Annotated in this window: 16 protein-coding genes; 9 read left to right on the forward strand and 7 right to left on the reverse strand. The window is 68.0% G+C overall.

The features are described 5' to 3' along the window. Positions 1 to 45: 45 nt before the first annotated feature. Entirely contained in the window at positions 46 to 444 is a 399-nt protein-coding gene (locus DMH03_RS08245; RefSeq protein WP_125791310.1) for a pyridoxamine 5'-phosphate oxidase family protein, read from the forward strand. Here the strand turns inward: DMH03_RS08245 and DMH03_RS08250 are convergent. Beyond that, positions 407 to 1,267 (reverse strand): maleylpyruvate isomerase family mycothiol-dependent enzyme, encoded by an 861-nt coding sequence (locus tag DMH03_RS08250; RefSeq protein WP_125791311.1) that lies wholly within the window; start codon positions 1,265 to 1,267, stop codon positions 407 to 409. The genes DMH03_RS08245 and DMH03_RS08250 overlap by 38 nt on opposite strands. An 88-nt stretch (positions 1,268 to 1,355) precedes the next feature. Here DMH03_RS08250 and DMH03_RS08255 point away from each other — a divergent pair, with 88 nt between their 5' ends. From DMH03_RS08255 to DMH03_RS08290, 8 genes are all read left to right on the forward strand, one after another. Then, entirely contained in the window at positions 1,356 to 2,138 is a 783-nt protein-coding gene (locus DMH03_RS08255; RefSeq protein WP_125782217.1) for an Abi-alpha family protein, read from the forward strand. Positions 2,139 to 2,145: 7 nt separating this feature from the next. Beyond that, complete coding sequence (locus DMH03_RS08260; RefSeq protein WP_125791312.1) at positions 2,146 to 3,390, forward strand: DUF445 domain-containing protein; 1,245 nt, start codon at positions 2,146 to 2,148, stop codon at positions 3,388 to 3,390. A gap of 346 nt (positions 3,391 to 3,736) precedes the next feature. After that, a complete protein-coding gene (locus tag DMH03_RS08265) occupies positions 3,737 to 6,709 on the forward strand; it encodes a patatin-like protein (protein WP_125791313.1) in 2,973 nt (990 codons plus the stop codon). Positions 6,710 to 6,944: 235 nt separating this feature from the next. Then, entirely contained in the window at positions 6,945 to 7,436 is a 492-nt protein-coding gene (gene ectA, locus DMH03_RS08270) for a diaminobutyrate acetyltransferase (protein WP_125791314.1), read from the forward strand. 38 nt (positions 7,437 to 7,474) lie between these two features. Further along, positions 7,475 to 8,725 carry a diaminobutyrate--2-oxoglutarate transaminase gene (gene ectB, locus DMH03_RS08275; RefSeq protein WP_125791315.1) on the forward strand — a complete coding sequence of 417 codons (1,251 nt, stop codon included), beginning with the start codon at positions 7,475 to 7,477 and terminating at the stop codon, positions 8,723 to 8,725. Positions 8,726 to 8,769: 44 nt separating this feature from the next. Further along, a complete protein-coding gene (locus tag DMH03_RS08280) occupies positions 8,770 to 9,159 on the forward strand; it encodes an ectoine synthase (RefSeq protein WP_007033454.1) in 390 nt (129 codons plus the stop codon). Positions 9,160 to 9,183: 24 nt separating this feature from the next. Further along, entirely contained in the window at positions 9,184 to 10,083 is a 900-nt protein-coding gene (gene thpD / locus DMH03_RS08285) for an ectoine hydroxylase (RefSeq protein WP_125791316.1), read from the forward strand. Between the two features lie 935 nt (positions 10,084 to 11,018). Continuing rightward, a complete protein-coding gene (locus DMH03_RS08290; protein ID WP_125791317.1) occupies positions 11,019 to 13,808 on the forward strand; it encodes a BTAD domain-containing putative transcriptional regulator in 2,790 nt (929 codons plus the stop codon). 210 nt (positions 13,809 to 14,018) lie between these two features. Here DMH03_RS08290 and DMH03_RS08295 read toward each other — a convergent pair whose 3' ends face one another. From DMH03_RS08295 to DMH03_RS08320, 6 genes are all read right to left on the reverse strand, one after another. Continuing rightward, positions 14,019 to 14,669, reverse strand: a complete 651-nt coding sequence (locus tag DMH03_RS08295) for a DUF4190 domain-containing protein (RefSeq protein ID WP_125791318.1) — start codon at positions 14,667 to 14,669, stop codon at positions 14,019 to 14,021. A 161-nt stretch (positions 14,670 to 14,830) separates the two neighbouring features. Beyond that, complete coding sequence (locus tag DMH03_RS08300) at positions 14,831 to 15,715, reverse strand: hypothetical protein (protein WP_125782202.1); 885 nt, start codon at positions 15,713 to 15,715, stop codon at positions 14,831 to 14,833. Beyond that, positions 15,712 to 16,188, reverse strand: a complete 477-nt coding sequence (locus tag DMH03_RS08305; protein ID WP_125782200.1) for a hypothetical protein — start codon at positions 16,186 to 16,188, stop codon at positions 15,712 to 15,714. The genes DMH03_RS08300 and DMH03_RS08305 overlap by 4 nt, the downstream gene beginning before the upstream one ends. Before the next feature lie 92 nt (positions 16,189 to 16,280). Continuing rightward, positions 16,281 to 16,715, reverse strand: a complete 435-nt coding sequence (locus tag DMH03_RS08310; RefSeq protein WP_125791319.1) for a hypothetical protein — start codon at positions 16,713 to 16,715, stop codon at positions 16,281 to 16,283. Between the two features lie 7 nt (positions 16,716 to 16,722). Beyond that, a complete protein-coding gene (locus DMH03_RS08315) occupies positions 16,723 to 17,439 on the reverse strand; it encodes a cell envelope biogenesis protein OmpA (protein WP_233611326.1) in 717 nt (238 codons plus the stop codon). 806 nt (positions 17,440 to 18,245) lie between these two features. After that, on the reverse strand, positions 18,246 to 19,094 hold the full coding sequence (locus DMH03_RS08320; protein WP_125791320.1) for an SGNH/GDSL hydrolase family protein: 849 nt from the start codon (positions 19,092 to 19,094) through the stop codon (positions 18,246 to 18,248). Between the last annotated feature and the right edge of the window lie 272 nt (positions 19,095 to 19,366).

Here is a 19,366-nt window from a genome sequence, read left to right on the forward strand (position 1 = left end):
TTTCACCTATGGGCACGTCCAAGTCGGCCGGGTTGAATCGAGGCCATGCTGACCACTGACGACCTCGAATTCCTCCGCCGCCCCCTGCACGGGTTCCTGGCCGTGGCGGGCGGCCCGGTCCGGCCGGTGTGGTTCGAGGCCACCGGCGAAGGCGCGATCCAGCTGTTCACCCCGAGTGACTCGCCCAAGGTCCGGCGGCTGGACGACGATTCCCGCGCCTCGATCATCGTGGCCGCGCCGGTGGGCGAACGTGAGCGCTGGGTGTCGGTCGCCGGCCGCGTCACGGTGGAGCCCGACGGGGCGCACGAGCTGGCCGCTCGCCTCGCCGAGCGCTACTGGGACCTCGAAGACCCGGCCCACTCCGGCGAACTCGCCGGGATCCAGAGCCTGGATCTCGTCCGGCTCGTCATCCGGCCGGAGAAGGTGAGCCGTTACTCGATGTGATGATCGACGTCATCCCCAGCAGGATGGCGCAAACGTTTTCGTCGCCCTTGGCGGTGACCCGGTCGCGGTCCGCCGGGTTCCGGGTGCAGAGCCGCCAGAAGGTGTCCGCGTCCGTCGTCACCGAGGCCAGCGGCGAGCGCGACGTCGGCGCGACGCGGTCGAGCGCCCAGCCGCCGGCGGTCCGCTCGGCCGTCCACTTCCCGCCGCCCTGACCGGTCACGGTGTAGCCGACCTGCCTGCCGACGCGCGCGTCGACGTCACGCAGCGTGTGCGGCAGCGCCCGCATGAAGGTGTCGATCACCGGGCCGCGGAACTCCGTCTCGTCGAGCGTCCGCGCGCCGACGGCCTCGCGGATCTGCTGCTGGTGCACCCAGAACTCGGTGTACTCCCGTGCGACGTCGAGCCAGACCGGCGCCGGTTCGTCCCCCGCCCAGCTCACCGGATCGCCGACGGCGTCGAGGTCGGCGCGGCCCCACATCTCGGCGATCTGCGAGGTGCTGTCCACCAGCATCGCGAACAGCACTTCGGGGGACAGCCGTCGGCACGCGACCACCCATTCGTCGTTGATCCGGTCGATGAAGTCCTCGAACCGTTCACCCTCACGCGGCGCCGTCGCCCGGTAGTCGTCGCGGTCGCGGGACAGCCTGCCGAGTTTGTCGCCCAGGATGTGGGCGGCGAGATCGTGCACCCTCCAGCCCGTGCACACCGTCGGCGCGGCCCACTTCTCCGCGTCCAATCCGGTGAGCACGTCGAGCAGAGCCTGCTCCTCGCGCGCGAACAGCGGGAGGACGTCGATCGGCGGACCCCAGCGCGTGAAGCTCATGTCTTCATCAAAACACCCTCGTCGATCACAATTTCGGCCATTCGGCCTACTCGCAGGTAGCATCAGCGCGAACGTGAGGGGAGTGCCCGTGAGCAACGAACGACCCGCCGGTGACGACCTGGCCGCTTTCGCCAAACGCGCGGGGCAGCTGGCGGGCTGGGCCGCCCGCACGGGCTTCGAGTTCACCCGCAAACTCCCCGGCGTCGAAATCGCGGAGCAGGTCATCAAACAGGGCGAGCGGCAGCTGCTTTCGGAGCTGCGCCGCCGTCTCGACGAGGTCGACGACCCGTACCACGCCGCGCTCACCGCCGCGTCCGCGATGAACCGGCCGGCCGCCGACGGTGCGCGCCCGGTCGAAGCGACCATCACCCTCGTGCACAGCCGCGCCCAGCTCGAACCGCTCCGCGCGGCGATGGCCGAACTGCTCAACCACTCCATCGGCTTCGGCCGCGAGCGGGCCCGCGAGTACCTCTACGCGATCATCCTTCGGCAGCTCACGCCGGACGAGGCCCGCATCCTTTCCGCGCTTTCCGACGGCTCGCCGTTCCCCGCCGTCGACGTCGCCGAGCGGACCAACCTCGGTGGAGCCGGGCGGTTCGTGCTGCGCAACGCCTCCACCGTCGGCAAGGCCGCCGGGGTGTCGCTGCCCGACCAGGTGCCCGGCTACCTCACCAGGCTGATCGGGCTCGGCCTCGTCGAGCTGGACGAAGAGGTGCCCGCGCTCGAGACGCAGTACGAGATCCTGTTGACCGACGAGACCGTCCGCGAGGCGGAGAAGTCGGTGAAACGGGTCAAGTTCGTCAAACGCACGGTCCATATCTCCCGGCTCGGCGCCCAGTTCTGGCAGGCCTGCGACCCGAGCGCCGGCTGACCTCGGCATGGGTGCGTTCCTCGACGGGATCCTCGCCGACTTCGGGCGGCACTGGCCGCTCTACGTCTCCATCCCGATCGTGGCCGCCCTGATCGGCTACACCACCAAACTCGTCGCGATCCGGATGATGTTCCAGCCGGTCGAGTTCGTCGGGATCAAGCCTTTCCTCGGCTGGCAGGGCATCGTGCCCAAACGCGCCGCGCGGATGGCGAGCATCGCCTGCGACACGATGACCGAGCAGCTGATCAAACCGGCGGAGGTCGTCGCCAAGCTCGATCCGCAGAGAATCGCCAAGGAGATCGAAAAACCGCTCCAGGCGGCCGTCGAGGACATCGTGCGCGACGTCGCGGCCCACTACCAGCCGGGGCTGTGGGAATCGCTGCCGGTCGGCATGCAGCGGCTGGTGATCCAGCGTGTCCAGGCCGAGTCGCCGCGCATGGTCGCGGCCGTACTGGAGCTCATCAAGTCCGATGTGGACAGTGTGTTCGACCTCAAGGGCATGGTGGTCACCGCACTGGTCAAGGACAAACGACTGCTGAACCGGATCTTCCAGGAGGCGGGCGACAAGGAGTTCAAGTTCATCGCCCGCTCCGGCATCTTCTTCGGCGGGCTGATCGGCGTGATCCAGATGATCGCGTGGATCCTGTTCAAATTCCCGCTGATCATGCCGCTGTTCGGGCTCTTCACCGGCTGGTTCACCGACTGGCTGGCACTGCGGATGATCTTCTACCCGATCGAGGAACGCCGGTACTTCGGCGTGCGCTGGCAGGGCCTGTTCCTGAAGCGGCGCGGCGAGGTCGCGGAGGCGTACGGCGCGCTGATCGCGAAGGAGATCATCACCCCGCACAACGTGATCGAGGCGGTGCTGCGCGGCCCGCTGTCGGACCGGGTGCTCGGCCTGATCCAGCGCCAGCTCGACGAACAGCTCGGCCGCCGCGTCGGCGTCGGGAAACCGCTGGTGGTGTTCGCCGTCGGCAGCAGGCGGTATCAGGACATGAAGCTGAACATCGCCGAGAAGATCATGGACAAGCTGCCGGAGACCATGCGGTACATCGAGGACTACGCGAACGAAGCGATGGACATCCGGAACGTGCTGGTGACCAAGATGAAGGAGCTGTCGCCGCGCGAGTTCGAGGGACTGCTGCGGCCTGCCTTCCAGCAGGACGAATGGATCCTGATCGCGACCGGCGCCGCCCTGGGCTTCGCCGTCGGTGAGGCGCAGGTCCTGCTGCTGGAGCACTTCGCCGCCTGACGTTCGCGTTCGCGGGCACCAGCGGTCACAGCGGCTGCGTGTGAAGGCCCCCTTTCCTCGGCTGAGCCGAGGAAAGGGGGCCTTCACACCTTCCGAAGGGACTCGAACGCCCTGATGCCCCCAATGCGGCATTGGAGACGCTCAGCGCCCCCAATGCCGCATTGGGGACATCGAGCTCCGGGGCGAAATGCGGTCCTGGGCGTATCCAGGCGCGGCGACCGCGCACCTGATTGCGGGGGCGTGAAACCGCCCTTACGGGCGCACGAATTCCGGCCCTAACGGTGGTACACCGGTTCGCCCGTCCGGTCTAAGGTGCTCGGTGCACAAAGCCTTGGGGAGGGCGCACATGGCCGACGCGGGGAGTCCGTGGCCGCAGGAGATCCGGCTGGCGATGACCATGGTGGGCGGGGCGAGCCTCGCGGTCTGGATGGGCGGGGTCGCCACCGAGACCTCGCATCTGCTCCAGGCGTCGAGATCGCCGGAAGCCGAAGGGCCGTACCGCGCCCTGCTCGATCTGCTCAACGCCACCGTCTCGCTCGACGTGCTCACCGGCACGAGCGCGGGCGGCATCAACGCGGCGTGTCTCGGGCTGGCCGAGGCGTTCCGGTCGAGCCCGCAGGTGCTGCGTGACACGTGGATCAGCACGGGCTCGCTCGACAACCTGATCCGCGATCCCGGCGAGAAGGAACCGCGTTCGCTGCTCGACGGCGACAAGGTGCTGCTCGGTGACTTGAAGGACGCGCTGCACCGGATCACCGACAAGGCGACGGTGAAACCCGACTGCCCGGACATCACCGTCCTGCTCACCGGCACGATGATCGACGGCGAGACGACCAGGTTCGACGACGCGCTCGGCAACCTGGTGCGGGACACCGAACATCGCCTCCTGTTCCGCTTCGATGGTCCTTTGTGGACAGACGACGTGGTCGGCCCGCTCGCGCTCGCGGCCCGGTCCACCGCGTCGTTCCCCGGCGCCTTCGAACTTTCCCGGATGCCGATCGGTGAGAAGACCGGGCCGTTGCATCCGGACATGACCAGGTACACCGACGTCACGCGGTCACATTGGCTGACCGACGGCGGGGTGCTGCTGAACAAGCCGTTGCGCCCGGCGCTGCGGGAGATCTTCGAACGGCAGTCGCATTCGGACGTCCGGCGGCTGCTGCTGTACGTGGTGCCGACGGCGGAACGCGAGGCGGAGCGGGTCCCGGTCGATCCGGAGCGGCCGCCGTTGCTGGGCAGCGCGATGAGCAAGGTCGTCGGCACCGTGCTGAGCCAGACGATCAGCGCCGAACTCGAAGACCTGACGCGGCACAACGACGCCGTCGTCCGTACCAGGGGGACCCGGGTTTCCCTTGCCTCGATGGGGGTTCGCGGCGGCCCGGAGACGCTGGTCGACCAGCGGCTGATGAACGACTACCGCGATCGGCGGGTGCAGGAGGACGCCACCGCGCTGGTCCGCGACGCGACCCGCAGGCTCTCACTGTCCGATGTGGAGGATCAGGGCCGTCAGTGGGCGTCCGGGACGGCGGCGCAGCTGCGCGCGGCCGCGGCGGCGGGGCTGCGCGACGGCCTGCCCACCGAGCCGCCGAAGGACACCTGCGAACTCGACGATCTGGTCGCCTTCCGCACCACCGCGCTCGACGATTCGGTGGCCACCGGCCTGCAACTGGTGAACGCGGGCTTCCGGCTCGATCCGTCACCCGAGCACGCGGTCCAGCTCAACCGTTGCCGCGTGCTGCTGCACGAGGCGCGGCACAAGGCGGCGCGGGGGAAGCGGCTGGCGGGCTGGGTCGCCGAACAGGATCCGCCGGCGGCCGGCGCCACACTGGCGGCCTGGATCGAGGGTCTCGCCAAGGAATGGGCCGCGCTCGGCCGCGCCGACACGCTGAAGGAGGCGTGGCCGCTCGTGGTCGCCGCGCTCCGGCAGGCGACGCCGATCCTTTTGCCGTTGGCACAGGCGAAACCCGACACCGAAGCCGCCGACACGGTCAGCACGCTACTGGCGTGGACGGGGCTCACCTCGGACGACACGAGCGCCGGTGACTCGATCGTCACCTCCCGGCTGGTGCGCCTGCACATCGCGACCAGGGGGCTGCTCGCGCAACCGCCGTCGGTCGACCAGCGGGTGGATCTCGTCCAGGTGAGCGCGGATTCGCGGACGCTGCTGGACATGAAGCGAAGCCGTTCGTGGGACAAGCTCACCGGTATGCAGGCCGACTACTTCGGCGCTTTCTACAAGGCTTCCTGGCGTGCGAACGACTGGATGTGGGGCCGGGTCGACGGCGCCGGCTGGCTGGTCCAGTGCCTGCTCGACCCGAAGCGCCTGCGGCTGCTGCGTGACGTCGTCGGGCGGGAGGCGTTCCGGACGCAGGTGCGGGACACCTTCGCGAAGATCGGCTGGCGGCAACCGGGGACCGAAGACGGTCTGTCGCAAGAGGAAGCGGACGCTCTGCGCGGGCAATTGGCCGAGGAGCTGGCTTTCCTCGGTCTCGACGGTGAGCTCGCCGACGTGGAAACCGAAGCCGCCCTGCCGATCAGCATGCCGGTGACGGCGATGGTGCTCGCCAGGGTCCGGCAGCTGGAGATCGCGCGCGAGGAGCTGCCCTGCGTCGGACTCCACTGTGGACACGACGTGAAGACGGCCAAGGGGAACGGGAAACCGTCGGAACGGTTCCGGCGCCTGATCGAGAACGAGCCGGAAACCGACGAGCAGACCCAGCGCGCGTTCCAGGCGTGCCAGGTGTCCGGCGAACGGTTCGAACACGAACGCGGGACGATGTTGCTGACGAAGACGCTGGTCAAGGCCGGTGCCGCCGGGCTCAACGCGGCCGCGGGGGCGACACGGGTGCCGAAGTCGGTCCAGCCCGCCGCGACCTTCGCCAAGGCGGCCGGCCGCAGCGCCTGGTGGATCACGCGCGGCGCGGCCACCCTGCCGTCCTCGTGGAACGTGCTCGCCGCGATGATCACCGTGCTGGCCGGGTTCGTCATCGGCGGGCAGGGCGGTCCCGTCCTGCAGTGGGTCGGCGTGCCGGTGGCCGCGGGCGCCATCGTGTTCCTGGTGGTCAGCCTGATGACGTTGCGCAAGACGTGGCGGATGGTGCTCACGGTGCTCGGCGTGCTGGTGGGGGCCGCGTTGCTGTTCGCCGCCTTCCTGCCACCCGTCCGCGAGCCGCTGTTCGGCCGGCTCGGCGACGTCGTCGCGGGCTGGCGGCGCGGCGAGGCGCCGGTCTGGTGGCTGGTCGTCTGCCTCCTGCTCGTGCTACCCGCCGTATGGACGCCGATCGGTTCCGTCTTCCGGGGGCGTGCACGCCGCAAATAGCCCTCTTCTTGCGGCAACAGGGGCCCGAATCGCGCCCTGACCCTGCGACGAAGTGGTAACGGTTGGTATCGTCACATGCAGTGAGACCGCACCGAAGCGGCCTTACCCACAAGTGCTGCGCTTCAAACGTTACCGTTACCTTTGTCACGTGTGTTTCAGGGTTGTTGCAGGTAGCCGCGTTGCCGCCGCCGCGCTGATCTGACCGCGCCCGAATCCTCCGGTACGTTTCTTGGACATGTCCGGAAAGCACTTGATCGAAAATCCGACCAAGGCGGACGGTGCCGCGCTCTGGAGAATCGCCCGCGATTCGAAGAAGCTCGATCTCAACACGCCTTACGCCTATTTGCTGTGGTGCCACGATTTCGCCGACACCTCGGTCGTCGCGAAAGTCGACGGCACCCCGGTCGGCTTCGTGATCGGGTATCGGAAGCAGGACACCGGGTTCGTCTGGCAGGTCGCGGTCGACGCGTCCCAGCGAGGAAAAGGCCTGGCCGGAGCTCTGCTCGACGAGCTGTTCAGCCGCCTGACCGCCCAGGGCGTGCGCTACCTCGAAACGACGATCACCCCGGACAACGAGGCTTCGATCCGGTTGTTCGCCTCGTTCGCCAAGCGGTGGGATGCCACCGTGGAACGCCAGGATCTGTTCTCCGCGACGGATTTCCCGGCCGAGGAAGGAACGCACGAGCAGGAGGACCTGTACCGAATCGGTCCGCTCGGCAGTAACTAGAACGTAAATCCGGGGATCTCAGGGAGAAAGAAAACGTGATGAGTATTTTCGAGGAACTCGAATCCGAAGTACGCAGTTACAGCCGCGGCTGGCCCGTGGTGTTCGACAGGGCGCAGGGGAGCTACCTGTACGACGAGGACGGCAAGGCCTATCTCGACTTCTTCGCCGGCGCCGGCGCGCTCAACTACGGGCACAACAACCCCGCGCTGAAGCGGGCGCTGATCGACTACATCGCCCGTGACGGCGTGACGCACGCGCTCGACATGTTCACCGTGGCCAAGCGGGACTTCCTCCAGACGTTCAAGGAGAAGATCCTTCAGCCGCGCGAGCTCGACTACAAGGTCGTCTTCCCCGGCCCCGGTGGCGCGAACGCGGTCGAGGCCGCGCTGAAGCTCGCCCGCAAGGTGACCGGCAAGGAATCGGTCATCAACTTCACCAACGCCTTCCACGGGATGACGCTGGGCGCCCTCTCGGTGACCGGCAACTCGATGAAGCGCGGCGGCGCGGGTGTCCCGCTGGTGCACGCCACCCCGATGCCGTACGACAACTACTTCGACGGCTCCATCCCGGACTTCCTCTACTTCGAGAAGCTGCTCGAAGACTCGGGCAGCGGCCTGAACGAGCCCGCCGCCGTCATCGTCGAAGGCGTGCAGGGCGAGGGCGGCATCAACGCCGCGCGCGTCGAGTGGCTCAAGGCGCTGGACGACCTGTGCAAGAAGCACGGCATCCTGCTGATCCTCGACGACGTCCAGATGGGCTGCGGCCGCACCGGCCCGTTCTTCAGCTTCGAGGACGCGGGCATCAAACCCGACATCGTCTGCCTGTCGAAGTCCATCGGCGGCTACGGCATCCCGATGGCGCTGACGCTGATCCGCCCGGACCTCGACGTCTGGGAGCCGGGTGAGCACAACGGCACCTTCCGCGGCATCAGCCCGGCGTTCGTCACCGCGACCGAGGCGCTGCGCGTCTACTGGAGCGACGACGAGCTGGAGAAGTCGACCAAGGCCAAGGGTGAGCGCATCGCCGCCGCCTTCCAGGGCATCGTCGAGGCATACCCGGACGCGAACCTGTACGCGAAGGGCCGCGGCCTCGCCCGGGGCATCGAGTTCGCCAATGGCGACCTCGCGGGCAAGGTCTGCGCCGCCGCCTTCGAGCGCGGGCTGCTGATGGAGACCTCCGGCCCCGACGGCGAGGTCATGAAGGTGCTCCCGCCGCTCACGCTGACCGACGAAGAGCTCACGAAGGGCCTTTCGATCATCGACGAGGCCGTCGCCACGGTCCTCGACTGACCTGAACTGACCGTCCCCAACCAGGAACGAGAAGGAGTTTTCCGTTGCTTGTCAGAACACTCGACGAGGTCACCGACACCGACGCCGACATCAAGACCCCGAACTGGCGCAGCAAGCGCATCGTGCTGGCCAAGGAGGGCGTCGGCTTCTCGGTGCACGAGACCACGCTGTACGCCGGGACGGTCAACGACTTCTGGTACGCGAACCACATCGAAGCGGTGTTCATCACCTCCGGTGAAGGCGAGCTGGAGAACACCGCGACCGGCGAGGTCTTCCAGCTGAAGCCGGGCACGTTGTACCTGCTCAACGACCACGACAAGCACCAGGTCCGGCCCAAGACCGAGATCAAGTGCGTCTGCGTGTTCAACCCGCCCATCACCGGCCGCGAGGTCCACGACGAAAACGGCGTGTACCCGCTCGTCACCGAACCCTAGAAATCGCTCGAGGAGGCGACTGCATTGACGCTGACCGACACCCGAGTCGACGACAGTTACCCGACCCGCATCACGGGTAAGCCCGAACACCTGCCCAGGGCGCACCCCACCGTCTGGGGCAGCGAGGCCGACGGTCCCCTGGACGCGGCCACCCTCGCCAACCACGAAACGCGTGGTTACACCGTCGTCGACCAGTTGCTGTCGCCTGGCGAGGTCCAGACGTACTGGCAGGAACTCGTCCGGATGTCCTCCGGCGACCACAGCGGCGACGAGCGCGTCATCACCGAGGCCAAGACCGGTGAGGTCCGCTCCATCTTCGACGTCCACGAGACCAGCGAGCTGATCGCGGAACTCGTCCGCGACCCGCGCGTCCTCGACCGGGCCCGGCAGATCCTCGGCTCCGAGGTCTACATCCACCAGAGCCGCGTGAACTACATGCCCGGCTTCAAAGGCACCGGGTTCTACTGGCACTCGGATTTCGAGACCTGGCACGCCGAAGACGGCATGCCCGCGCCGCGCGCGGTCAGCTGCTCCATCGCGCTCACCGACAACTACCCGTTCAACGGCGGGCTGATGGTGATGCCGGGTTCGCAGCGGACCTTCGTGCAGTGCGCCGGGGAAACCCCGGAGGACAACTACAAGAGTTCGCTGAAAGAGCAGCGGGTCGGTGTCCCGCGTGAAGAGGACATCACCAAACTCGCCGCCGAATACGGGATCGACCAATTCACCGGACAGGCCGGTTCGGCGCTCTGGTTCGATTCGAACGTGATGCACGGTTCGTCGAACAACATCACGCCGTACCCGCGGTCGAACATCTTCCTCGTGTTCAACAGCGTCGAAAACGCGCTGCGGGAGCCGTTCGCCGCGATCGAACCGCGTCCGGCGTTCATCGCCGGCCGCGACTCGACCCCGCTGTCGCGCTGACGAAACCGCAGGTCGCGAAGGCCATGACGGGGCGCCTGTAGCCGTCGGTGTGCGCCCTGTTACGTTGTCGCCACGTGAGCGGGCCAGTGGGCTCGCTCACGTAGGTGTTGTCGACGACCGAACGGGTTCTTCGCTCGGGGTGAGCCCACCCGGACGGACGTGGACGCCGATGTCCGGTGTGGGTCGCGCCCCCAGGCGGCCCAAATCGGACATCCCCCGGCTCCGTGCCATCAGATCGGGACTGATGGCACGGAGCCTTTTCATTTCCGGGGCGCCGGCCCCTTATTTCCCGGTGCCGGAAGTGCATGAAGGCCTGAGTGTCCATAAGGGACACTTTCGAGCGGTGAAATGTCTGATTGATGGCTGAATGTGCTGTTCTCGAGAGGGTCGTGAGTGGCAATGAACGTTAGAGCCAAGGGTGTCTTAGGTACCTACGTGGTTGAGGCTGCGGTTGATGCCAGGTCGCGGTCGTGGGGATGTCGTGAAGGGCCCCTTTGAGACGTTGAAGGTCTCAAAGGGGCCCTTCGCGACATAGGAGTTCGACGCCGGGCCGTTGGAAGCACTGAAGGAGCCGCCCGCTCATCTTCGCGTCTCGTGAGTGGCGATTCGGGTCAGGGTCGGCCGTGTTCTAAGTGTCCATGGCGGTCGCCCCTCATTCGACGCGCCCAATGTGGCATTGGGGACGCTCAGCGTCCCCAATGCCACATTGGGCGCGCAGCCACCCTCGGCCGTAGCCCGCAGCGAAGTCCACAGTGGACGCAATCCGCCCGTTTGGGCGTGTTTGTCCGTATCGGCGAAGCGGCGAGGGCAGCTCAAGGTAGGTAAGGACAACCTCACGACCTGGTGCGTCGCACGAGGCTTTTCTGGTTGGCGGCGTCTTCGCGCGGTAGGTTGGCTACTCCGGTAAGGGGAGAGATCGGAGGAGGGGGCTTGTCATGGGCGAAAACGGTTCCCCTGCCCGTTTCCAGCTCCTCGGTCCCGTACGGCTTCTCGACGGCGATCGCCCGGTCCCCGTCGGCGGTCCCGGCGTCCGCGGTCTGCTCGCGTTGCTGGCGCTGAAGGTCAACAAGGTGGTCGGGCTCGACGAGATCATCGACGCGCTCTGGGGGCACGATCCGCCCGCCACGGCCCGCACGATCGTCCACGGCAATGTCTCGCATCTGCGGCGCGTGCTCCGCGACATCCAGGGCGACCATCCGCACGGCGCCCGGATCCTCACCGCCCCGCCCGGTTACCAGCTCACCGTCGAACCCGGCCGGATCGACGTCCACCGTGCCCGGTCGCTGCTGGAGCGGGCTTCGGCCGAAGATCCGGAGAACGCGTCCGAACTGCTCGCCGAGGCCCTCGCGCTGTGGCAGGGGCCGACGCTGGCCGGGGTTCCGGGCTCGGTTCGCGCCCCCGAGCTGGAGGATCTGCGGCTCGCCGTCCACGGTGCCAGGGTCGACGCGGATCTCGAACTCGGCAGGCACGCGGAACTGATCGTCGAGCTCAGCCCGCTGGTCCGCGCGAATCCGCTCGCCGAACGCACGGCCGGTCAGCTGATGCGCGCGCTCTACCACGCCGGGCGCCGCGGCGACGCGCTCGAGCTCTACCGCACGGTGTCGCGGGCGACCTTGCGCACGCTCGGCGTCGAACCCGGCGCGGAGCTGCGCTGGCTGCACGAACGGGTCCTCAATGACGACCTGCCGGTCAAGGTCGTCGCGGAGCCGAAGGCCGAGTCGGCGCCCGTCCAGCAGCTGCCGCCCGCCGTGCCGAACCTCGCCGGGCGCGAGGCCGATCTGGCGTGGCTCGACGAGCTCGCCGAGCGGGCCGAAGCGGGCGAGACGGCGGTCGGCGTCGTCACCGGGACCGCCGGGATCGGCAAGAGCAGCTTGGTGGTGTGGTGGGCGCATCGCGCCGCCCGGCGCTTCCCCGACGGCATCCTCTTCGCCTCGCTGCGGGGTTTCGATCCGCATCATCCGCCGCTGGAACCCGCCGATCTGCTCATCCAGTTCCTGCTCGGGCTGGGTGTCCCCGCCGAGGGGGTGCCCGAGCAGGTCCACGAACGCATCGCGCTCTACCGGTCGATGATCGCCGGCCGCCGGATGCTGGTGATCCTCGACAACGCCCGCACCGCCGAGCAGGTCCGGCCGCTGCTGCCGCCCGGTTCGCGGTCGATGACGCTGGTGACCAGCCGTTCCCGGCTCGACGGGCTCGCCGTGTCCAATGCCGCCAAACTGCGCGTGCTCGGCACGCTCGCGCCCGGTGACGCCGTCCGGCTGATCGAGGAGCTCGCCGGTCCCGCCGGATTCGACCTCAACCACGCGCTCGCCCGGCTTTGCGGTTATCTCCCGCTCGCGCTGCGGATCGCGGGAGCCCGGCTCGCCGCCAGCGCGCAGTGGTCCGCGCAGGATCTGGTCGACGAACTCGGCAACGAACGCACCAGGCTGGCCGCCCTCGACGTCGAGGGCCCGGACGACGGGGTCCGCGCGGCGTTCGACGTTTCGTTCCGGGGGCTGCCGCCCGAGGTCGCGAACACGTTCCTGCGGCTCGGCGTCGTCCAGTGCGTTTCGGCCGGTTCGCATCTGACGGCCGCGATCGGCGGGATCACCGTCGCCGAGGCGCGACGGCATCTGCGGGTGCTCGCCGCGCACAACCTGCTCGCCGAAACCGGCCGCGACTCCTTCGTCCCGCACGACCTCGTCCGCCTGTTCCTGCGCGAGCTGGCGGAGAACGAACTCGACGATGCCGACCGGGAAGACGTCCTGACGCGATCGGTGCGGTTCTATCAGGCCGTCGCCGACCGCGCCCGGCGCAAGATGCTGCGGATCGTCGACCCGCTCGACTTCACCGGCGCGCTGAGCGACGCGCAGACGCCGCCGATCACCTCCTTCACCGACGCGCAGGACTGGTTCACCGCGGAATGGGAGAACCTCCTGGAGGTCCTCGAAGCCGCCCGCGCCGGCGGCCGTCACGACGACGTCTGGCGGCTGGCCAGGGTCGCGCACACCTATCGCGCGGTGTATCCGCTGCTGGACGAGTGGCGGCGGCTGATCGAGATCGGGCTGGAGGCCGCCGAGCGGTCCCGTGACGTCCTCGGCCAGTGCTGGATGCTGATCTCCCGCTGCGCCATCGCGCTCACTTTCGAACTGCCGCAAGGATGTCTCGCCGACGCCGAACGCGCGCTGGAACTCGCGACCGCGATCGGCGACAACCGGCTGACGGTCTCCGCGAACATCCACCTCGGCTCCGCGCTGACCTTGCTGGGACGGTACGACGAGGCCATCAGGACGTTGCGGCAGGCGGTCGAGGAGACCGATCGGACCGGCGATCTCGAACTGCGCGGGCAGGCGCTCAACAACTGCGCCGAGGCGGAAAAACGAGCGGGACGATTCATCGAGGCGATCGGGCATCAGGTCGCCTCGCTGGAGATCGACCGGACTCTCGGCGACGAAAGCTACGTCGTCGTCTCGCTGAACAACCTCGCCGAATTGAGCATGCGGATCGGCGAACTCGCCGCCGCCGAACGGTACGTCTGGGAGGCCGTGGACCTGACGATCAGCAGGCGGTTCGTCCTCCAGGAAGGCGTGCTGCGGCTGACACTGGGCCGGGTGCTGCGGGCCGGGTCGGATGTGGACGGTGCCCGCGAGCAATTCGCGCTCGCGCTGAAAATCCTCTCGGACGCCAATCCGAAACTCGCCGGACTCGTCCGTGCGGAACTCACGGACCTCGGCGAAAGTCCGTGAGTGATCCTTAGCGGATTCTTAGTGGCCTCGCCGCTCGCGCGCGTAGGGTCCCGTTCAGCGTCGATCGAGCCCTAGGGGAGGGGCACGCGATAGAGATCGGCGCTCGGGCGGGCCCTTTCTCGCGGCCCGTCTGAAGAGTCGCCAGGAGCGGCTCGTGGCGGTCCGGCCGGTGGAGGTGGGGGCGATACCGGCCGGCCGCCAGGCGAAGAGTCAGCCGGTGCCGGCGGTGCACAGGGCGATGGTCTGGCCCTTGTTCTCCGCGACCTTCTGGCCGTTGACCAGTATCGAGCAGGCGATCTGGTTGCTGACCGACGAGTTCCGGGTGTCCGCGGTGACGGTGAGCATGTATTCGCCCGAGTTGAACGACGCCGTGCCGCGCCATTCGTCGGTGCTCGCCGGGGTCGTCTCGGTGCGCTGGTCGTTGAGCGAGCCGAAGCGGACGGTCGCGCCGCCCGAAGCGCTGACGACGAACTCGACGGTGTTCTTGTCCCCGGCGACGGCCGGGATGTGCAGACCCGACTCGCCGGTAGCGAAGAAACTGGTGTAGACCAGTAACCCGCCCGCGGCCACCAAACCGGCGATGGAAAGCGCGAGTCCCGCGATCCCCATTCCCTTCTTGTCGGCTTCACCCTTCTTGATTTTGGTCAAACCGATCACGGAAAGAGTCAACCCGATTACGGCGAGCGGCCATGCGGCGATCCCCGCGACCGGGACGAAGGCGACCCCGAGCGCCGCGAGCCCGACCAGGAAACCCGCGATGACCAGGCCGTTCTTGGGTTTCCGATGCCTTGTTCCGTGCGCGGCGAACCCGGCGCCATAGCGGGTGGCCGGCGGGTGCGGGAGTGGTGGATCGGTCGGCATACATGCCCTTTCGGAGGCTTCCGTCCGAAGACGTTAACCCATCGTTCGGGGTAATGGCCGAAATTGTTACCTGCCGGAAAAAGTCATCATTCAACGATGATCAAGCGAATACCGATATTTTCTGACGAGAATTGTGGCATCGCCGAATGTCGGAAACCCGATCACTGATCGAACAGGCTGACTTCCGGGGTGATCTCCAGCAGTTCGTGCACCGGGCGGCCGCGGCGGCCGTCGATGGTCGTGGTGCGCACGACACGCAGCCGTGCGGTCACCGGCCGGTCCAGGTTCTCCTTGATCTCGTCGAGCAGATCCGGCGCGACCGCGCCCTGGATCGTGCCGCCCGATTCGCGTTCGAGATAGAAGATCCGGCGCCGGGTGCGGACCCCGTCCAGCCTGCCGCTGACCGTCTCGTAGCCGACGGCCTCCCGCGACTCGCGCAGGCTTCCGGACAGGATCCGCGCCTGCTCGGTGGTCATGCTGCGGGTCAGCTCGTCGCCGGCGGTCGGGGTCAGCGCCATGCCGATCCCGGCGTGTTTGCTGACCGCGTTGACGATGTCGCTGACCGCGTTGCGGACGGTGTCGCGCTGCAGCAGCACCGCGTCCAGCGCGCCGTCGTCGGAGCCGTTGGCGGGCAGGAAGTCGCACAGCTCCTTGACCGCGCGTTCGGACAGCGACTCGAGCCCGTCGTGGATGAGCGCGTCGTCGAGCGCCGGTTCCGGGAAACCGAAGAAGATCGCGTTGCCCGCCTGGCCGCGCTGGATCAGCGGGGCCTTCTCCCGGTCCGCGGGCTGGACGAAGGTCACCTCGCCCGACGGATTGCGGATGATGTGCCCGATCTTCGCCGTCGCGTCCTGCAACGCGCGGCTGATGTCGGAGAAGGTGTAGGCGTCCAGATGCGACTCGCCGAGCACGGACACGCGAAGCAGTGGCGAACGCGACGTCCGCTCGAACTTCGCGTACGCGGCCATCGCCGACGCGCGGGCGAGGTCGTCGAGCCAGGTGCCGCCGGGGATCTCGTCGGCGATACGCCGGAATTCGTTCCTCACCAGATCACTTCCGGAATTCCCCTGCCACCCGATGCCCACACTTCCTCCCAGATCTCCTCGTCGCCGGGGCGGCAGAGGAAGCCGTCGAGCATCCCGCCGACGGGCTGGACCTGGTCGAGATACATGGCGGGCTGGCCGACGATGACCCCGCGCAAGGTCAGCAGCCCGTACAGCGCCGAGCGGCCCGCGTCGTCGAGCCGTTTGAGCGCGCCCCATTCGTCCGGGATCAGCACCACGTCGAGCCCGATCGGCGCGTGCGGGGTCCTGGCGGTCAGATCGCCGCCGATCCACGCGCGGCCGGTGGGCATGATCCGCCGGGCGACACCCAGGTAACTGTTCAGCGCGCTGAACAGGATCTCGCGGTCGTTCTGATGCGGCGCGTCGAACACCAGCCGCTCGTAGACATCGGCCAGATCGGCGGGATGGCGGCCCGGAGGCAGCAGGTTGTGCGGCGTCCAATAGGGGAGCGCCAAATCGGAGCCTCCTTCGTGTGCCGGAGCTCTCGATCGAAGAAACGTATCCGGCGTCACGCTCACAGTGCGTAGCCGAATTTACCAGGCGGGTGTCAGCCGCCCTGCCCCGGCCGGTGCTCGGGCGCGCGTCCGGCGGGCGGCCAGTCCTCGTCGCTCGGCCAGACCGGTTCGGGTTCGTGCCCGCTCTCGCCGTTCTTGGCGGCCGGTTCAGGCTGCTCCGGGTGGTAGCCGTGCACCAGCTCCGGGGTCAGCTGGCCCTCACGGTGGCCTTCCGCCTCCTGGTCGAACGGTTCGTCGTCTTCGTGGATCCGCGCGGGCGGGATGAACTGCGTCCGTTCGGTGGACAGCAGTTCGGGAACCGGCTCGGGTTCCGGTTCGGGCGCGACGGCGCGTACCGGCTCGTGGGCCACCGGTTCGGCGGCCGGCCGCTCACGTGGTTCGCCGCGCATCAGCAGCCAGGTGACACCACAGCCGAGGGCGAAGGCGATGAGCAGCCAAAGCCAGATCTGCCCGAAAAGCCAGAGCATTCAGCCATCACCTCTGTTCTGCCGTGATGTCGACGCGGCGGCCCTCGCCGCTCGCGCCGTCGGAGTTCCTGCGCTGGGTGGAGTACGCCTGATCGCGTTTGACCCCGTTGCGCTCCAGCAACCGCTCCACCGTCAGCGCCCGGTTCAGCGCGAGCCGCCGGTCCGAACCGGTCGCCACCTGCCCGGTGATCCGGAACCGCAGATCGGCGGGTGCGTCCGTGAGCAGCTTCGCGATCTCCATCGCGCCGCGCTCGCCGTCCGCGGTGAGCTCGGTGGTGTCCGGTTCGAACGTGATCGGCGTGGCCGTCAGCAGGCGGTCGAGCTCGGCCTGGAACCCGGCCTTGTCCGTCGGCCTGGCCGAAGTCGGCGTCGGGCTCGGCGATGGGCTCGGCGGCGGCTGGCTCGACGGTTCGCCGCTGGTCGTCACCGGGCCGGCGGGCGGCGCGGTGTCACCGGAGATCTCGACCGTCCGGACCCCGTCGATCCGCTGGATCGCGTCCATCGCCTGCGCGGCCTTGTCCGGCGGGAAGCCGGCGAGGTTCGCGTCGCGGCCGGAGAAGCTCACCTGGCCGCCGGAGACGCCGACGTCGGCGAGCGCGTCCTTCGCGCGCGCCGTCAGCTCGGCCTCGATGTCGTCCGAGGCCGACCAGACGGTGATCGCCGTCAAAGCGAGCGTGACCAGCAGCGCTGTAGGCAGCAAGCGGCTCCAGCGTGTACCGGGCATGAAGGGACTGTAAGCCGCGTCCGGCCGGTTAGCGAACCGGCTTTCGTCACGTCCGGCCCAGTGTGCCGCCACCGTCAGGGCTGGTCCGCGAGAGGCGGCCGCACGTCTCTGGCCTGCGACGTCGGGCGAGTCCGGGAAGGGCGGCGGACCGCGCGCCGGCGTCGGCTCAGGTGCACCGGACGGTCAGTACATGACCCTTCTGGGTGACACCGATCGAGGGCTCGGCGTGGGTTTCGCGCGTGAAGGGGCCTCTGTACCTTCTGGCTCGGCTGATCGCGGGAACGCGGTCCGTGAAGGCCTCCCCAAGTACATGAAGGACCCTTCACTGCGCTAGTCGCAGGGCCCCGGCAAAGTCGCATAACTGCTGGTCGGCTCCGCCGCTAGAGCGGGACTAGGTGAACGTGCCGTGGTGGATCCGACAGGAGCGGGCTCCCGCAAGGAGCCTCACCCGGCTCTTGGCTGTCCACAAGGGACCCTTTACGACACAGAAGTGCCCGATTTGGGTGACTTGCACGGTTTCGCGAGGGGGTCGTGAGTGATTTGTGTCGTTCTAACCCTCATTGCCACTCACGACCCCCCGCGAAACCGCACATAGCGGCATCAATCGGACACGCAATCGCCCGGCGGTGTCCCTTGTGGACACTGAAGCCCCACCGGCGCCCAGAAACAAGCCCCACCACCGGCACATGCGGCCCCGCGACAGTGCAGGAATAGTCGCCTGACCTGCAAGATCTCGACTTTGCCGGGACCCTTGGCACTAGGCGCAATGAAGGACCCCTTCACGTACTTCGAGCGACCGGCGCCCTTCAGCTCGCGTGGTGGTGGATCTCCCGCGCCGGGAGCATCTGCTCCGCCGGAATCGCGACACCCGTCGCGTCGATCTGCTCCAGCGGGAGCAGCGGCGCGAGCTGGGGGCGCTTCGGGGACAGGCCGTCGCCCATGGACTCTCCCCTGAGCTGACGCCGGATCCACGGCAGCAGGTGCGCCTTCGTCCACTCGAGGTCGGAGCGGCGCGAAGTGATCCAGGTGCTCGGCTCCTCGGACGCCGGCCACGGCTCACGCCAGTCGTCGGCGGCCGGGACGCCGAGGACCTCGGCTGCGCGCAGCGCGATCCGCCGGTGGGCCTCGGGGGTGAAGTGCAGCCGGTCGTCGCTCCAGGCGCGGCGGTCGTGCAGCGGGGCCATCGCCCACATGTCGACCATCTTGGCGCCGTGCCGGTCGGCGATCGCCCACAGATGCGCGTTGTAGATGCCGACCTTCCCCCGGAGGACGTGCATCACGGACAGGTATTTGGTGTCCGGCCCGTTGAAGATGAGCACCGGGATCCCGGCCTCGCGCAGCTTGGCGACCCCCGCCTCCAGCCGCGCGGCGACGGCGTCCACGTCCGCGCCGGGCACGATGATGTCGTTACCGCCCGCGCACAGGGTGACCAGGTCGGGCTTCACCGCCAGCGCGATCGGCAGCTGCTCTTCGAGGATCTCGTCGAGCATCTTCCCCCGGAGGGCCAGGTTCGCGTACTGGAAATCGGGCCTGCCTTCGGCGAGGATCTCCGCGAGCCTGTCCGCCCAGCCCCTGAAGCTGCCGTCGGGCAGGTCATCGTTGAGTCCTTCGGTGAAGCTGTCACCGATCGCCACGTAGCTGTCGAATCCGTACACGTTGGGTCCCCTTCCGTCCGTGTGCCCCCGGTTGGTACTTGTACACCACAACTAACAGCTGAGAGCGCCCCTGCAATCCCACCTGAGCGAAACCTGTGATTCAGGCCGTTGACACAGTCTCTTATTTTGTCGGACGTCCATGCATCCCCATTACCGGGATGTACACGTCTGCGCAGCGCAGATTCCCCTCAAGTGGGCGTAAACCGGACAGTGTATGTGGCGAACGTCTCCCCGCCTGGGTGTTCGGGGTCATGGATCCGGCAGGCTGTAAG

It is taken from the genome of Amycolatopsis sp. WAC 01376 (assembly GCF_003947415.1).
In the GTDB taxonomy this organism is placed as follows: domain Bacteria; phylum Actinomycetota; class Actinomycetes; order Mycobacteriales; family Pseudonocardiaceae; genus Amycolatopsis.

What these genes read in the sequence shown, in the direction of transcription:
- DMH03_RS08245 (WP_125791310.1), top strand. Translation starts at nt 46, where the DNA reads ATGCTGACCACTGACGACCTCGAATTCCTCCGCCGCCCCCTGCACGGG.
- DMH03_RS08250 (WP_125791311.1), bottom strand. Translation starts at nt 1,267, where the DNA reads ATGAGCTTCACGCGCTGGGGTCCGCCGATCGACGTCCTCCCGCTGTTC.
- DMH03_RS08260 (WP_125791312.1), top strand. Translation starts at nt 2,146, where the DNA reads ATGGGTGCGTTCCTCGACGGGATCCTCGCCGACTTCGGGCGGCACTGG.
- DMH03_RS08265 (WP_125791313.1), top strand. Translation starts at nt 3,737, where the DNA reads ATGGCCGACGCGGGGAGTCCGTGGCCGCAGGAGATCCGGCTGGCGATG.
- ectA (WP_125791314.1), top strand. Translation starts at nt 6,945, where the DNA reads ATGTCCGGAAAGCACTTGATCGAAAATCCGACCAAGGCGGACGGTGCC.
- ectB (WP_125791315.1), top strand. Translation starts at nt 7,475, where the DNA reads ATGAGTATTTTCGAGGAACTCGAATCCGAAGTACGCAGTTACAGCCGC.
- DMH03_RS08290 (WP_125791317.1), top strand. Translation starts at nt 11,019, where the DNA reads ATGGGCGAAAACGGTTCCCCTGCCCGTTTCCAGCTCCTCGGTCCCGTA.
- DMH03_RS08295 (WP_125791318.1), bottom strand. Translation starts at nt 14,669, where the DNA reads ATGCCGACCGATCCACCACTCCCGCACCCGCCGGCCACCCGCTATGGC.
- DMH03_RS08310 (WP_125791319.1), bottom strand. Translation starts at nt 16,715, where the DNA reads ATGCTCTGGCTTTTCGGGCAGATCTGGCTTTGGCTGCTCATCGCCTTC.
- DMH03_RS08315 (WP_233611326.1), bottom strand. Translation starts at nt 17,439, where the DNA reads ATGCCCGGTACACGCTGGAGCCGCTTGCTGCCTACAGCGCTGCTGGTC.